This window comes from Sorangiineae bacterium MSr11954, assembly GCA_037157815.1.
Lineage (GTDB): Bacteria > Myxococcota_A > Polyangia > Polyangiales > Polyangiaceae > Pendulispora > Pendulispora albinea.
Genome location: CP089984.1, coordinates 5296453 through 5311408, shown reverse-complemented (window position 1 = coordinate 5311408; position 14956 = coordinate 5296453). Strand labels below are relative to the sequence as shown.

General features: G+C 66.5%; 13 protein-coding genes. 10 read left to right on the top strand and 3 right to left on the bottom strand.

The window, feature by feature from the left end; all coding sequences use genetic code 11:
* Nucleotides 1-5 precede the first annotated feature (5 nt).
* Nucleotides 6-1439, bottom strand: a complete 1434-nt coding sequence (locus tag LZC94_20650) for a short-chain fatty acyl-CoA regulator family protein (protein ID WXB19624.1) — start codon at nucleotides 1437-1439, stop codon at nucleotides 6-8.
* 119 nt (nucleotides 1440-1558) lie between these two features.
* Nucleotides 1559-2467, bottom strand: coding sequence for a hypothetical protein (locus LZC94_20645; GenBank protein ID WXB19623.1), 909 nt, complete (start codon nucleotides 2465-2467; stop codon nucleotides 1559-1561).
* Between the two features lie 399 nt (nucleotides 2468-2866).
* On the opposite strand from LZC94_20645, the gene LZC94_20640 reads away from it, so the two are divergent.
* Complete coding sequence (locus LZC94_20640; GenBank protein WXB19622.1) at nucleotides 2867-3451, top strand: sigma-70 family RNA polymerase sigma factor; 585 nt, start codon at nucleotides 2867-2869, stop codon at nucleotides 3449-3451.
* Here LZC94_20640 and LZC94_20635 read toward each other — a convergent pair.
* Entirely contained in the window at nucleotides 3448-5748 is a 2301-nt protein-coding gene (locus LZC94_20635; GenBank protein ID WXB19621.1) for a glycosyltransferase, read from the bottom strand. The two genes, LZC94_20640 and LZC94_20635, sit on opposite strands and share 4 nt — an antisense overlap.
* A 285-nt stretch (nucleotides 5749-6033) precedes the next feature.
* On the opposite strand from LZC94_20635, the gene LZC94_20630 reads away from it, so the two are divergent.
* The 9 genes from LZC94_20630 to LZC94_20590 all read left to right on the top strand — a co-directional run bounded on the left by LZC94_20630 (nucleotide 6034) and on the right by LZC94_20590 (nucleotide 14951).
* Nucleotides 6034-7848, top strand: coding sequence for a hypothetical protein (locus tag LZC94_20630; protein WXB19620.1), 1815 nt, complete (start codon nucleotides 6034-6036; stop codon nucleotides 7846-7848).
* Nucleotides 7849-7866: 18 nt separating this feature from the next.
* Entirely contained in the window at nucleotides 7867-8403 is a 537-nt protein-coding gene (locus tag LZC94_20625; protein WXB19619.1) for a phage tail protein, read from the top strand.
* A gap of 4 nt (nucleotides 8404-8407) precedes the next feature.
* On the top strand, nucleotides 8408-9145 hold the full coding sequence (locus LZC94_20620; protein ID WXB19618.1) for a hypothetical protein: 738 nt from the start codon (nucleotides 8408-8410) through the stop codon (nucleotides 9143-9145).
* On the top strand, nucleotides 9142-10296 hold the full coding sequence (locus tag LZC94_20615) for a hypothetical protein (protein ID WXB19617.1): 1155 nt from the start codon (nucleotides 9142-9144) through the stop codon (nucleotides 10294-10296). The genes LZC94_20620 and LZC94_20615 overlap by 4 nt, the downstream gene beginning before the upstream one ends.
* Entirely contained in the window at nucleotides 10293-11630 is a 1338-nt protein-coding gene (locus LZC94_20610; GenBank protein ID WXB19616.1) for a DUF4255 domain-containing protein, read from the top strand. Before LZC94_20615 ends, LZC94_20610 begins: the two co-directional genes overlap by 4 nt.
* Nucleotides 11627-13672, top strand: coding sequence for an ATP-binding protein (locus LZC94_20605; protein ID WXB19615.1), 2046 nt, complete (start codon nucleotides 11627-11629; stop codon nucleotides 13670-13672). The genes LZC94_20610 and LZC94_20605 overlap by 4 nt, the downstream gene beginning before the upstream one ends.
* On the top strand, nucleotides 13663-13929 hold the full coding sequence (locus tag LZC94_20600) for a hypothetical protein (GenBank protein WXB19614.1): 267 nt from the start codon (nucleotides 13663-13665) through the stop codon (nucleotides 13927-13929). Before LZC94_20605 ends, LZC94_20600 begins: the two co-directional genes overlap by 10 nt.
* Entirely contained in the window at nucleotides 13926-14585 is a 660-nt protein-coding gene (locus LZC94_20595) for a hypothetical protein (protein ID WXB19613.1), read from the top strand. The genes LZC94_20600 and LZC94_20595 overlap by 4 nt, the downstream gene beginning before the upstream one ends.
* A gap of 69 nt (nucleotides 14586-14654) precedes the next feature.
* Nucleotides 14655-14951, top strand: coding sequence for a LysM domain-containing protein (locus tag LZC94_20590; protein ID WXB19612.1), 297 nt, complete (start codon nucleotides 14655-14657; stop codon nucleotides 14949-14951).
* Nucleotides 14952-14956: the final 5 nt, after the last annotated feature.

Here is a 14956-nt window from a genome sequence, read left to right as displayed (position 1 = left end):
TGGACTCATGGTCCTTCGCCCGTGCCATCCCGCGCGAATACCGCATACGGCTCGAGCCGCCGCTCGTTCTCATCGACGACGACCTTCCCGCCAATCGGCGGGAAGGCTCGCTGCGGGCACGCCGTGCGCTCGCATACCTTGCACCCTGCACCAATGGGCGTGGGGGCGCTGGGGTCGTCGAGGTCGAGGCCCTTTGCGTAGACGAGCCGGTGTGCGTGTCGAATGTCACATCCGAGCGCGACGGCGAAGGTCTTGGTCGGCGCGGCATAACCGCCGTGTCCGCGTGAGACGGTGCGCGCGATCCAGAGGTACGTACGGCCGTCGGGCATCTGGGCGAGCTGCCGTAGAATGCGGCCCGGCTGCGCGAACGCCTCGTAGACGTTCCAGAGCGGGCATGTGCCGCCGACCCGCGAAAAGTGGAAGTCGGTGGCCGACTGGCGCTTCGAGATGTTGCCGGCGCGATCGACGCGAATGAAGAAGAACGGCACCCCACGCGCGTCCGCCCGCTGCAAGGTGCTCAGTCGGTGGCAGGTGACCTCGAACCCGACCCCAAAGCGTTGCCGCAATAAATCGATATCGTAACGCAGGCTCTCCGCAGCCTCTCGGAACGGACCGTAGGGCATGACGAGGGCGCCGGCGATGTAGTTCGCCAGCCCGATGCGCGCCAAGGCGCGCGCCTCGTCGCTGGAGAAGCGGGTCTCGTCGACCACGTGTTGGATTCGCGCGCCGAGCTCCAGGAACGCGACCTGGGTCGCCATTTGAAACGCCCGCTGGCCCGGTGAAAGGTGGCGGGTGAGCGCGAGGCGGCGCGTGCGCGGATCGTACCTTCGTTGCGGCGAGGGCATGTTCGGAGCGTCTTCGCGGATGACGACCTCGACGCCGTGCCGCGATGCGAGTCGCTCCTCGAGGCCGGCGGCGACGTCGCCGATGCGCAGCTTGGCCTCGTGGAACAGCGACTCGGCCGCGGTGTCCAGCTCGTCGACGTGGTTATGCCGCGCGTAAAAGAAGTCGCGCACCTCTTCGAACGGCATGAGCGGGAGCGACGGCATGGAATGGCGCGCACCCCCGAGCCGATCGGCCATGGCGTCCGCCCGATCGATGGCCTCTCGAAGCCGTCGATGCATCGTCACCAGCGCGCGGCCCACGCTCGGCATGCTGCTCGCGAGCTGGCGCAGCTCCGCGGCGGCGACGTGCTCCTCGGATCCCGACGACGACAGCGCCTCGCGGATGTCCGCCATCAGGCGCGCTTCTTCTTCTTCGGAGAAGACCTGCACGTCGATGCCGAAGACGGCGCTCACCTTGAGCAGGACGGGCACCGTGAGCGGCCGCTCGTCGTTCTCGAGCTGGTTGTAGTAGCTCGCCGAGAGCCCGAGCGCGCGCGCCGCCGCGATCTGGCTCATGTGCCGCTCCTCGCGCAGGCGCCGAAGTCGGACACCCATGAATGCCTTCGACATCGTTCGAAGAGCTATCGCAAGATTCGCAAATTCGCAATATTGGCCAAAATATAGCCCGATTCAGCTGCGACGTCCGCCCCACATCTTTGCGTATTTTGCGAAGATCAACGCGTGGCGGCCCGCGCGCTCCCAGCGCTTGCCGCGACGGGCGGCTGGATCCCGGTCATCGCCGCGCACCATCGTCCCGGTGGCCCCGGCACGTCGTGCTTCGCCCAGCGTTTGCCGTCGAACGTCCATGTGTCGTTCTGATCGCGTCCATCGAAGCCGCCAAACAGCACCAGCTTCCCGTTCAACGGTGCCATGACGGCGTGGGTGCGCGCGGAAGGTCCGGGGCCTTCGACGCGAGCCCAGGTGGTTCCGTCGAATGTCCATGTGTCATCGAGGTTCTTGAACGCGCTCTTATCGAACCCACCGAAGAGCACGAGCCGGTTCTCGAGCGCCGCCATGGATGCGCCGAAGCGCCCGGGCGGGCCGCTCACATCCAGCTTGGCCCAGCTCGCACCGTCGTAGATCCACGTGGAGCCTTGCGGCGCGTCGCTGGAGCCGCCGAACAGCACCAGCTTTCCCTGGAGCGGCGCCATCGACGCGGACACTGGGGAGACGGGCCAGGCGCTGGTGGTTTGTTTGATCCACCCCGTTGCGAACCCCGCGAGGTCGAATGTCCAGGTGTCGACGAAGGCGGGAGGAGCCGCGTTGCGATCCTGACCGCCAAAGAGAACGAGCTTGCCGTCGAGCGTGGACATGACGGCGGAATCACGGCCGGGTGGCGCCGGCTTCGCGGCGACGTGGATCCATACGATGCCGTCGAACACCCAGGTATCGTCGGCGATCTCGGTGTGAAAGCGGCCTCCGTCGGGGCCGATGATGGGCCCACCCTCGGCCCGAATGGCGCCGCCGAAGAGCACGGCCTTTCCGCGAAGGGTCGCCATCGCAGGGCTGTCCGAGCGACGCGGGGGACCCGCTCCTTGAAATGCCACCCATGAGCTGCCATCGAAGAGCCACGTGTCACCCAACGTGTCACCACCTCCGGTGCCACCGAACAACACGAGCTTACCAGTCCCGTTTCCACGCGATCCCGCGTCGGCATCGACGGGCGAATCCTGCCCTGCGTCGACCGGGGGTGGAAGAGCCGCGTCGGCCGCGCATACACCGCTCCCGCTAGAGACGCCGCAGTCCATTTGAGTATTCGGTGTCGTTGCGAAAAACGTTTCGTTCCCGCAGCCCACCCGCGATACCGCCATGGCAATCAATACGGTTGAAAGTCCTCTCTCGAGAAAGATGTGACTTCGACCCACTCGAACTTTCTCCCGCTTTCTTAATAGGGTCTTGACAAATAGACGCAAGACCTCATTGACATCACTCATCCGTCGTATATGTTATTTTGCAGTTTAGATAGGGCGGGGGAGGGCGTCTTGGCCAACGACGCGACCAGTGTGGCTTTAATTGCCGAATATCGCCCTCTGCTCGAGTATGCGAAACGGCTCACGCGAAACGGCTCCGAAGCGCACGATTTGGTGCACGCGACCCTGGTCCGCGCGCTTTGGGAGGGCAGCGAGGACGGCTCGGATTTCCCCGAGAATGTAGGGGCTTGGCTGCGCACCGTGCTCTTTCGGCTCTTCGTCGATGAGCGGCGGCGGAGCTCCAAAGAGCGAAGTTTCGATCTTTCGCTCCTCGACCAAATCGAGGGTATCCAGGACACCGAGAACATCGAGGAGCCGCCTCCCTCGTGGAGCTGTGTGAGCATCGAGGATGTGCGGCAAGCATTGCCGCTCCTTCCTCGCCGCTTTCGCGAACCGTACGTTCTTTTTGCGTTTCAGCAACTCTCCTATAAGGATATTGCCATTCGGCTCGAGCTCTCTGTCGCGACGGTCGGGACACGCATCGCGCGCGCGCGAAGTAAGCTCCGCCTTCTCTTGCGTGCGGCGTATGTGGAAAAGCGCGAGCTGGGCGGGGCCGCCGCCGACAGCGCGCGTGGCTCGAGCAGCGAGCGGTTTTAGCCCAAAACGAGCTGCTTCCACCCCGCGTGGAGACGGCGACCTGCTCCGTTGAAGTGCAGCACACGAATGGAGTCGCGCGACATGGCGCCGCGCGACATGGCACCCCCGGTGCGTGCATCGTGTTCCACGGGGTGAATGTGCAGTTGCATGTTGTACGTTGCGTCCAAGGGTGCGATGGCGCGATCGGCGGCGAGGGCGATGTTGAGGGCCGCCTTCTGCCTCCACCAAACATCGCCCCGCGCCCCCACCCATTCGCGAAGGAGCGGGGCGCGGCGCAGAAAGTCATCGACCTTTGCGAGCGCATCCGCATCCGCCACGAAGACGCCGTCGTTGATCACATGGGGCTCGGCGGCGATGGCGGATCGCGATCCAACGAGCGACTCCACCTCGTGCGGTGTGGCCATATAGACGGATTGAAGCGCATGCCCCAGTGTCGCGACAGCGTGTCGCGTCGCTTCGGGTGCAATGAGGACATGGCCTTTGGGGAGGGCCGCGTGCTGCTCGAAGAGGGGGCGGAGCCCGGCCAGCACCAGCACATCGGCGTCGAGGCACAAGTACTGACGCGCGCGAACGACGCGCGCCATCGAATAGAGGACGCCCTTCAGGGAGGGCGGATGGCCGCGGAGCGTTCGGCATTTTACGATGCACGCGCCGTAACGGGCTGCGATGGCCTCGCACCTCGGCGCGTGGCCCTCCACGAAGAGAACGCGGCCCACCTCCGGAAGATCGCCGAAGCGCTCCAGTGACGCCAAGGCGCTTTCGACGAGCTCGGCGTAACGCTCGTTTGCAACCAGGGCCACGCAGCGGTCGAGCTCCTTCGGTGCGTGCGGCCATTCGATCTCCGTGTTTCCCAGGCAGTCGAGCGCTTCGTTTGCGCGATCCTGGGCGTGCGCGTGCTCGCGAGCCTGGGTGCGCGCGTGAACGACGGCGGTGGCGGCGCGTTGGCCTCCGAGCGCGAGGTAGCGTTCGAGCACGTCGGCGCTCAGGGTCGAGGGGGCATCGATGCGCGACCACCCCGCTGGATCGAGGAAGGCGCCCGCGTCGAATGTCCAGGCATTGCGCCCATGCCGGACATAGACGAAGATCCCGTCGTTCGCGATCCGCTCCAATCGCGCGCCGGCGCGGAGCAAGAGCCGGAGCAGCGCGGCGTCCTCGGCCAGGTTGACGTCGTGGTAGCGGACGCCGTCCGCGAGCAGCGCGCGCCGGTACGCCAAGGTGCCGCCGTGAACGTTGCCCACGAACATGCGCTCGTGGAGCTGCTCGCTCATCGTCCAAAAGCTCCCGTCGGCGAGGTTCAACGTGTATTGGTTCACCAGCCCCGTCACGTCCGCGCGGCCCGAGGCGATGGGTTCGATCTGCCTCCGAAGGCGCGCCGGACCATACCAGTCGTCATCGTCCCAATGAACGATGATGTCGCCGTTCGCGTGCTCGCAGGCCATATTGCGCTGCGCTCCGATGGTGGCCCCCCGCGGCGCTCGGACATAACGCACCCGTGAAATCCCCTCGCAGAGATCCTCGACCGGATCGCCGCTGTCGACCACGATGAGCTCCGCCCGCGCGTAGTCCTGCGCGGCAAAGAGCTCGAGCGCGAGCTGCACGAAGGCGCGGCGATGGGCGGTCGGCATGATGCAGCTCACGAGCGCTCCCTCGGCGGCTGCGCCCAGCGGCATTTCCGCGAGCAAGCTTTGGACGATCGCGGGCTCGACGGCGACCCACGCGGTGCCGAAGGGGAGCTTGGGGGAGACGTTCTTGGGGTGGATGGTGCTCACGCAAAGGGACGGGAGGGCGAGATCGACGATCCGTCCCGCCAAGGGGGCCTCGACGAAGCGTGTGTCCTCGCCGACATGAACGTCCTGGAAGCGGCGCGCTTCCCAGAACGATTTTCGGTAGGCGAGCGTGGCCCCCGTCACGAAGGGGCCGGCGCCGATATATTGATAACGCCATGTGCGACCGGACGACGCGTCGCAAAAGTAGTGCGTGCTCGTCCCGGAGATGACCGCGTCCGGAAGGCGCAGCGCGTCGACCTGGCGACGGATGCGCCAAGATGGATACCAATCGTCGTCATCCCAATGGATGACAATCTCGCCGCGCGCCTCGTTGCAGAGGACGTTTCGTTTGGCGCCCACGCTCTGCACGCGCTCGCCTCGGATGTAACGGATACGATGATCGGCGGGGACCAGATCGCGCACGGGGTCGTCGCCATCGTCGAGGATCAGGAGCTCGGTCGATTCGTATTCTTGCTTCAAAAAGCACTGAATCGCGCGCGGGACGAACGATCGCCGATCCCGCGTGGGCATGATGCAGCTGACGAGAGGCGCCATTCTCTTTGGATGGACGTTGCCGAACGCAAATCTTCCCGGTGAAGCGAGCCGCCTAAATTTTCGACGATGCAACGTTGCAAAAATGCACCGTTCGAAGGAGGAAAAAGCAGAGAAAAAAAGAAGCGGCGGCGCGGGAAGAAAGGTGGGCAGGTCCGTCATAGGATCAGCAATGTGCAGGCGCGTTCTCGGGCGGGCGCCGAATCGCGCGCAGCATTCATGCCGCCCCGCTATCCCAAGCACGCCTTGCCAAGGAGTGGACTGATGAGCGTCGCCGTCTCCTATCCCGGTGTTTATGTGCAAGAAATTCCAAGTGGCGTAAGGACCATCACGCCCGTTGCCACTGCGATCGCCGCCTTTTTGGGCCGCACGGCGACCGGTCCGATCAACCAGCCCGTGACCCTGAACAGCTTCGGCGACTTCGGGCGCGTGTTCGGCGGGCTCGGAGCGAACTTCCCAGTCAGTTATGCCGTTCGCGATTTCTTTGCAAACGGCGGGGGACAAGCCATTGTCGTCCGCCTTTACAATTATCGTGAAGGCCCGCCGCCGGGCTCCACCAACCCCGACGGGGCAACGCGATTGACGTTCCCCGTCAATGGCTCGCCGCCCTCCGGCGCCGGGCCGCTCATCTTGCAAGCGGCATCGCCTGGATCGTGGGGCACGGGCCTCGCGGTGCAGCTCATCCCGCAAACCGACGGGAATGCCATCATCGCCGCCGGCCTTGCCCCGCCCGGTATCCCCACCACGCCCACCGGCTCCCCGCCGGCCCTCGATCCGCGGCTCTTCGTCGTCTTCGATCTGGCCGTGTACCTCCCCGATCCGGTGACCGGCACCCCCACGCAGGTCGAGCGGATCCGCAACCTGACCCTCAGCGTCCCTGCATTTGGCACCAGCGATTCGCCGCGACGGATCGACAAGGTGCTCGGGAGCATCGGGGCCGGTAGCGCCGTATCGAGCGAATCGGCGTATCTCCGGGTGTCGGCGACCACCGCGGCGTTGCTGCAAAGCCAGTCGTTGACCGAGCTTCCGCAATTTTTGGTGCCCCCGTCGACGGCCACCAATCCGCCCAATGCCATCTTTGCGCCCACGGCCCTGAACTCGGGCGCGCCGGCGGATATTGGAAACGATGGCAACCCGCTCGGCGCGAACGATTACATTCCAACGAACCCGAACACCCGGAGCGGAATCTTCGGCCTCGAGGACGCCGATCTCTTCAACCTTCTTTGCATTCCGCCCGATACACGCGGGGGCGACCTTCCTGCCCGCGTGATTCCTGCGGCGGCGTCGTATTGCGTCAAGAGGCGCGCGCTGTTCATCGTCGATCCGCCCACCGCATGGAACCCCCCGGCGACGGGGAACAATGTGGCCAACATCGTCGCCGGCCCTCCCGGTGGCTTGGCGGCCCTCGGCAACTTTTCGGGTTTGGACGCTCGCAACGCGGCGGTCTTCTTCCCAAGGCTCATCCAGGCCGATCCGCTCAACAAAGGGCGCTTGGATACCTTTCCGCCGTGCGGCGCGATTGCGGGGATCATGGCCAGCACCGATTTGACCCGGGGGGTCTTCAAGGCCCCGGCGGGGGTCGATGCGAGCATTGGCGGCGTCCAAGGGCTCGCGGTTGCCATGACCGACGCGGAGAACGGCCAAATCAATCCGCTCGGCGTGAACGCATTGCGCACGTTTCCCATCATCGGGACGGTGGTTTGGGGCTCGCGCACCCTGCGCGGGGCCGACGCGCTGGCGGACGATTACAAATACATCCCGGTGCGCCGCCTGGCGCTCTTCATCGAGGAGAGCCTGTTCCGAGGAACGAAGTTCGCGGTCTTCGAGCCCAACGCGGAGCCGCTCTGGTCCCAAATTCGTTTGAATGTCGGGGCGTTCATGCAAAACCTCTTTCGCCAGGGGGCCTTTGCAGGCGCCTCCCCGCGCGACGCCTACTTCGTAAAGTGCGACGGCGACACCACGACGCAGAACGATATCAATTTGGGCCAGGTGAATGTCATCGTCGGCTTCGCGCCGCTCAAGCCGGCGGAGTTCGTCATCATCTCGATCCAGCAGATCGCCGGCCAGATTGCCACCTGAGGAGACCCGAGGAGAGTCATGGCAAAGTTCAATCCAAAGACGCAACGGCGTACACCTTACGCCAATTTCAAGTTTCAGGTGTTTTGGAATCCAAATGGACCTGCCATTGCGGGCATGTCCAAGGTGAGCGGTCTAAAGAGGACCACCGAGGTCATCGAGTACCGGGAAGGGGGCGAGCAGAGCACGACCTTCAAGGCCCCCGGTCGCACCAAATACGATGCGATCACCTTGGAGCGCGGCGTGACGCACGATACCGAGTTCGAGACGTGGGCCGGGCGCGTATGGCTGCTCGATCAAGGGCTTGGCCGGGAGTCGTCCCTTCAAGATTTTCGCAGAAACATCTATATTGCCCTCCTGAACGAGGCGGGTCAGAAAGTACTCGCCTACAACATCTGGCATTGCTGGGTTTCGGAATACCAGGCCCTCCCCGATCTGGACGCCAACGCCAACGCCATTGCCATTCAGCACATCAAGCTGGAGTGCGAGGGCTGGTCGCGCGATCTCACGTTCGGCGAGCCGGCCGAGCCGGTCTTCGTCATCCCCACGGGCGCGTGACATCTTGCTCCCGGCCGAAACACTGCTGGGGTTATGGGAGGAGGGCGAATCCGCGCGCTCGGACCCCGCGCGCGCGTTGCTCCTGCTCGCCTTCGCCCACCCGCAAATCGCCCGGCAAGAGCTCGCACGATGGAGCATCGGCCGTCGCGAGGAAGAGCTCCTGGCGCTGCGGGAACGGTACCTTGGGAGGACGCTCGAGCTCGAGGGCGCGTGCCCAAGGTGCGAGCAAGCCGTCGTCATCGCGTTCGACGCGCGCGATCTTCCGCGGCCGGGGCCCGTGGTGGACGATGGCGCGTCGTATCGGCTGGAGCACGAGGGGGTGATCATCCATTTCAGGCTCCTCGACGGCGCCGATTTGGAGGCAGCTGGGGGCTGCGGGGACGTGGAGGATGCCCGAAGGTTTTTGCTGAGGCGGTGCGTCGTGCGGTTGACGGGTGCAGATGGTTCGGAGTGGGTGGGTGGCGCGCTCTCCGAGGCGATGCTCGAGGCGCTGGAGCACGAGCTGGATCGGCGCGAGCCGCTGGCGGTGATGCAAATGGAGTTGGATTGCCCGGATTGTTCGCACCGCTGGCATTCGCGACTCGATATTTCGGAGATTGTCTGGTCGGAATTTGCGGGGCTGGCGCGGCGATTGCTGATCGATGTCGCGACCTTGGCCCGCGCGTACCATTGGAGTGAAGCGAGTATTTTGGCCATGTCGGGGCGGCGGCGGCGGATGTATTTGGAGCTCGCCGAGGCATGAGCGGCTTTTTTTTCGCCCTGGCTTCGCGTGCGCTCGGGGAGGGATCGAGCCTGCGCAAGCGGACGCGCTCGCGTTATGAGGCGGAGGCGGCTCGCGAATGGGATGTGGCCGTGCCGGAGCGTGTGGGGGGCGCTGCCGCGGCTTTCTCGGCGGCGGCGGACGGTGAAGAGGCGTTTCGCGCCGGTGGCGGGTCGGTGGTTGCGCGCGGGGCTGCGCGGGAAGCGGCGGATCGTGATGCTCCGGAGGGCGGTGGTTTGCGCGGTGTTGGTGGTCTCGAGGTGCGCGGGGGGGCGGTGGAGCCTCCTTCAACGGGGGCGGCTCCCGAGTCGAAGGTGACACGGGTCGAGAATGCGGCCGTGCTGGTCGCCGTCGACGCGGGTGTTTCGGTACCCGGCGCGCGGCGAACGGAGGGGGCGAGCCTCGAGCCCGTTGCGAGGAGGGCGGCGAGCATGGCGCGCGGGCTGGCGACGCATCGAGCCCTTCCCGAGCGGGTATCGGATGGATCCGCCATCGACGAGCCGGTCGCGGTGGACGAGCCCGCCGTGCCCACGGCGGACGCCCCCGTCGTCCATGAGCGCGCTCCCGTGCGCAAATCCGCTGGGACGGAGAGCGCCGCGCTTCGGGCGCACCGGGAAGTGATTCAAGACGAGGAAGAGCGGGCGGCGATCCACGATCGCGGTCCCGCCGCGATGCACGAAGGCGCGCACGCGGCGCTCCAGGAGCGTGAGAACACGGCGCTCCAGGAGCGTGAGAACGCGACGCTCCGCGAGCGTGAGAACGCGACGCTCCACGAGCGTGAGCACACGGGGGTTCACCCGCGCGAGCACACGGCGGTTCGCGAGCGGGAGCGCGCGGCGATCCACGAACGCGGTCCCGCGGCGGAGCACGAACGTGAGCGCACGGCGGTCTACGAGCGAGCGCGGGCGGCAGCATCGATGGTGGCGCATCCACCGCGACCGCGCGATGGCACCTTCGACCTGACCGGAACGCGCGCACGCGCCGACCTCTCCCCCCCGCGCATTGCCATCCAGATTGGACGCATCGAGGTGCGCGCGGTGACGGCGGAGACGCGTCCCGAGCCGGCGGTGCGTACCGCCACCAGCTACCCGCTCGACACCTATTTGCAACGACTCGAGGAGAAAGCCCGGTGAGCAACTCCCTAGCCGTCGCGACGGTCACGGCGACCCTCAAGAATTTGCTGATGAGCGCCTTTACGTCGAACGCGGCCGACCCGCTCGCCGGGGCGACCGTTACCACCCTCAACCCGGCCGAGCGCGACGCCAAGACGGGCGCGAACGTCTTTCTTTACCGCGTTTCGCCGAATGCGCAGATGCGAAACCTGGCGCTGCCCTCGCGCGACGATTCGGGCATGACGGTGACCCCGCCGCAAGCTGCGCTGGATCTGCATTACCTCATTAGCTTTTACGGGGACCAAACGGTGTGGGAGCCCCAACGCTTGCTGGGCGTGGCCGTGCGCACCCTGAACGCGCAACCCGTGCTCTCCCCCGGCATCGTCGCGCAGACGCTCGCCTCGCTCGCCGCGTCCACCACCACGGCCTTCATGGGGCAATCCGATTTGGCCAGCAGCATCGAGAGGGTCCGGCTGACGGAGGCGGAGATCTCGTTGGAGGAGATGTCCAAGCTCTGGTCCATCCTTCTGCAGACCAAGTACGCCCTCTCGGTCCTCTATGTCGCATCCGTGATCCTGCTCGACAGCCCGGAGCAGGGGACGACGGCGCTCCCCGTTCTTCGAACCAACCTGTCGATCCACCCCATGCGCGCGGTCGCGCTCGACGAGGTCGTCGGAACGGAGCCGGCCCTGTTTGGCGCCATCGTCGCCGGATCGCAGGTCGAGCTGCTCGGAACGGGGTTAGGCGACGCGCAGCTGGCCGTCGTCCTCGATGGCAACCGGGCCGCCTCCAGCGCCCCGGTCATCGTGTCGCGCGCGGAGGATCGCCTTCGATTCGTCTTGCCGTCGAACCTCTTGGCCGGGGCGCACGGCGTCCAGGTCGCGTCGCCCACACCAGGCGCGTCAGGCGCATCAGGCGCGTCAGGCGCGTCAGGCGCGTCGGGCGCATTTCCATCGGCGACGACCTTGTCGACGGTGGAGTCCAATCCGCTCGCGTTCCTTCTCCGTCCGCAGATGAGCACCATCGGAACGAACGGGGTCGCGCCCACCTCCAACGGCCGCTTCTCCGGCACCATCCGGGTATCGGTTACGCCGCTGGCGACCGGCGCGCAGACCGTCCAGCTCCTTTTGAACCCCAAGAGCCCCTCGCTCGCAGGAACGCCGGGTATCGTTCTTCCACTGGATCCGAGCTCGTTCGGTTCGCCGCCGGGATCGAGCGCGCAGCTCGACTTCCCATTCCACGACGTGGCCGGTGGAACGTACGCCGTGCGCCTGCGGGTCGACGGCGCCGAGAGCCCGCCGGTCGTTCTCCCCACGAGCCCTCCCAGCATCGGACCCGAGGTCGCGATCCCATGATGGGCGAATCCTTCCTCTCGTCCGAGCCCGCGAGGCCGCAAGCCGCGGATGCACCCTCGTGGCACGAGCTCAATCGCCGTGCCTTGTACGCGTCCCTCGAGGTGCTCCGGCTTCGGCTCCTTCACGGTCTGGATGTCGGCCCCGAGGCGAGGCCCGATCCCGATCCCGAGCCGGAGCACGGCCCCGAGACGATCGCGTCCATGCTCGCGCGCGCCGAGGACGCGCTCGAAGAGGCCCACGCGCACCTCGGCTCACGCGGGACCCTCGAGTCCCTGGTCGCCACCTTCGACCTGTCCTCCTTCGAGCGCGATGTTCTGCTCCTGGCCGCCGGCCCCAAGCTCCGCCCCGGGTTCCTGGCCGAACTTCGCGGGAACGGCGCGGCGCACGGGCCCGTCGCGGCGACCTTCGAGCTCGCGTTTCGCGCGCTGCCGTCCCCGCACTGGGCGGCCGCCACGCCCGCGTCGCCGCTTCGCTTCCACCATTTGATCGAGCTCGATCGCCCCGAGGATCCGGTTCAAAGCCCGCTTCGCATCGACGAACGGATCCTCTTCTTCTTGCTCGGCCTCGCGAGCCTGGATTCGCGTCTGCTGGGGCACCTCGTGCCCGTCCCCGAGCCCGAATACGACCTGCCCGCCGATTACGCGCGCCTCGCCCGAACGATCCGCGCGCTCTGGTCGGGCGGCAGCGCGCGGCCGATCCTTCAACTCGGCGGCCCCGATCCCGACGGCAAGCGCGCGATCGCCGCCGTTGGATGCGCCGGCGCGGGGCTCTTGCTCTATGCGATTCGCGGCGCCGATGCGCAATGCGATGTCGCGCAGCGAGCCATGTTCGCGAGGTTGATCGATCGCGAGCTCGCCCTCGCCGGCGCCGCGCTCCTGATTGAAATCGACGAGGACGAGCCGGAAGAAGGACGCGCGGCGCGCGCGTTGATGGCGCGCATGCGCATGCCGGTGCTGATCGCGCGCGCCCGGCCGCTCTCGAACCTCCCGCGGCCCGATGTGCGGGTCGATGTCGAGCCGCTGGGTCCCGAAGACCAGCGGCGGCTCTGGCGCGCCCACATTGGGGCGGCCATCGAGCGCGAGCCGCAAGCGGTCGACGAGGTCGTCGGGCACTTTCGCTTTGGCCCGGGCGCCATTCGCTCCACCGCGGCCGCCTTTCATGCGAGCGACCTCGGAGGTGGATCGGCGGGCGCGCGGCTCTGGGAGATCTGCCGCCGGAATGGGCGCTCGCATACGTCGGATTTGGTCCAGCGGATCCAGTCCGACGTGGGGTGGGATGACTTGATTCTTCCCGAAGGACGCAAAGAGGGGCTGGCGCAGATCGCGGCGCACCTGGTCCACAAGACGAAGGTGTACGAACGTTGGGGCTTCGGCCAAAGGGGCGCGCGCGGGCTCGGCCTCACGGCGCTGTTTTACGGAGACAGCGGCACCGGCAAGACGTTGGCCGCGGAGGTCATCGCCAACCATGTCCGGCTGGATCTGTGGCGGGTCGATCTCAGCCGCGTGCTCGATAAGTACATCGGGGAGACCGAGAAGAACCTGCGCCGCATCTTCGATGTGGCGGAGGAGAGCGGCGCGATTTTGCTGTTCGACGAGGCCGACGCCTTGTTCGCCAAACGCACCGAGGTGAAGGACAGCGTCGATCGGTTCGCGAATGTCGAGGTGAGCTACCTCCTGCAGCGCATGGAGGCGTACGGCGGCCTCGCCATCCTCACCACCAACATGTACGCCTCGCTCGACAGCGCGTTCATGCGCCGGCTTCGGTTCGTCGAGCACTTCCCATTTCCGCGGGCGGAGCAGCGCGCGCGCATTTGGGAGCGCGCGTTTCCTAAAGGGGCGCCGATCTCCGGTCTGCACATGGGGCGGCTCGCGCAGCTCAATCTGGCGGGCGGCAACATTCAAAACATCGCGGTCAACGCCGCCTTCCTCGCCGCCGCCGAGGGGAGCGCGATCACCATGGCGCACGTGCTCCGCGCGGCGCGCCGGGAGTGCGAGAAGCTGGAGCGCCAGCTCGCCGACGCGGAGGTCGCGGGATGGATATGAACGATCGGCCCGAGCTCGAGCTGGCGATTGGAGACATCGTGATCCACGGCGTGCCCGGCATCGCCACGGACGCGGTGGAGCGCGCGCTTCGCCGCGAGCTCCACCGGCTCCTCGCCGCGCAGCCCCCGGACCGAATCCGAACGGAGGGCGCCGCGCGCCTCGGGCCCCTGGAGGTGCGCCTTCCCGCCGGCGGCTCGTCGGCGGCGTTCGGGGAGCGGCTTGCACGCACCATTCACGGAGCATTGAGACGAACATGAACCCGTTGCCTGGAAGCCCGCGCCTGCTCAAAGGGGCCATCGTCGGCTTGGATCCGTTCAACCCGGTGGCGAGCATCATCCCCTTTCAATACAACCCCGAGAACCTCGACCGCACCGTGGCCGCGACCGCCGTTTCGGCGCAGCGCAATCAGGACGAGGTGCTCCGCATCGGAGGGCCGCCGCGCGAGACCATCGGCGCGGAGGTGGAGTTCAGCGCCATCGACGACCTGGACAAGGGCGGCGCGGTCGCCTCCGCCCTGGGCCTTCACCCGGTGCTCGCCTCCCTCGAAATGCTCCTGTACCCCAAGAGCGCGTTGATGATCGCCAATGAGGTGCTGGCGCAGATTGGCATCATCGAGATCATCCCCCCGTCGGCGCCGCTCACGTTCTTCATCTGGGGGCTCAAGCGCGTCGTGCCCATTCGGCTGACGCAAATCCAGATTCACGAAAGAGCATTCGACTCGAACCTCAACCCCATCCGGGCGACCGTCAACCTCACCATGGAGGTGCTCACCTACCGGGATTTGGGCCTGGCGAGCGTGGGCGGGGCGGCCTTTTTGGCCCACCAAGTCCTCAAAGAGGCCATGGCCACCATCCATGGCGTGGGCGCCGTGACCGGCGCGGGATCCGTGAGCGTGGGGGCGAGCTTCGGCTGAGGGCCGAATCGCGAAGAACGGGAACGTGACAGGGACGACGCAACGACGAGGCAGGGAAGGAAGAGCGCGATGATTGGACCCGGCAGCCGCTATACGAGCTTGGAGACCGCGACCATCGACGTCACCGTCGACGGGCAGACCCGGCCTATTCGCTATTTGCGCCGGCGGTTCATCCCGCCGGAGACGGGGGCGGTGACCCTCATGCGGCACACCATCACGCAGGCCGATCGGATCGACAATTTGGCCGCCGTCTTCTTCACCGATCCGCTGCAGTTCTGGCGGCTGTGCGATACCAACGGCGTCCTCGACCCCGACGAGCTGATCGCGCTCGGACGCTCCATCTCCATCGTGTTGCCGCTGCGCTGAGGGGC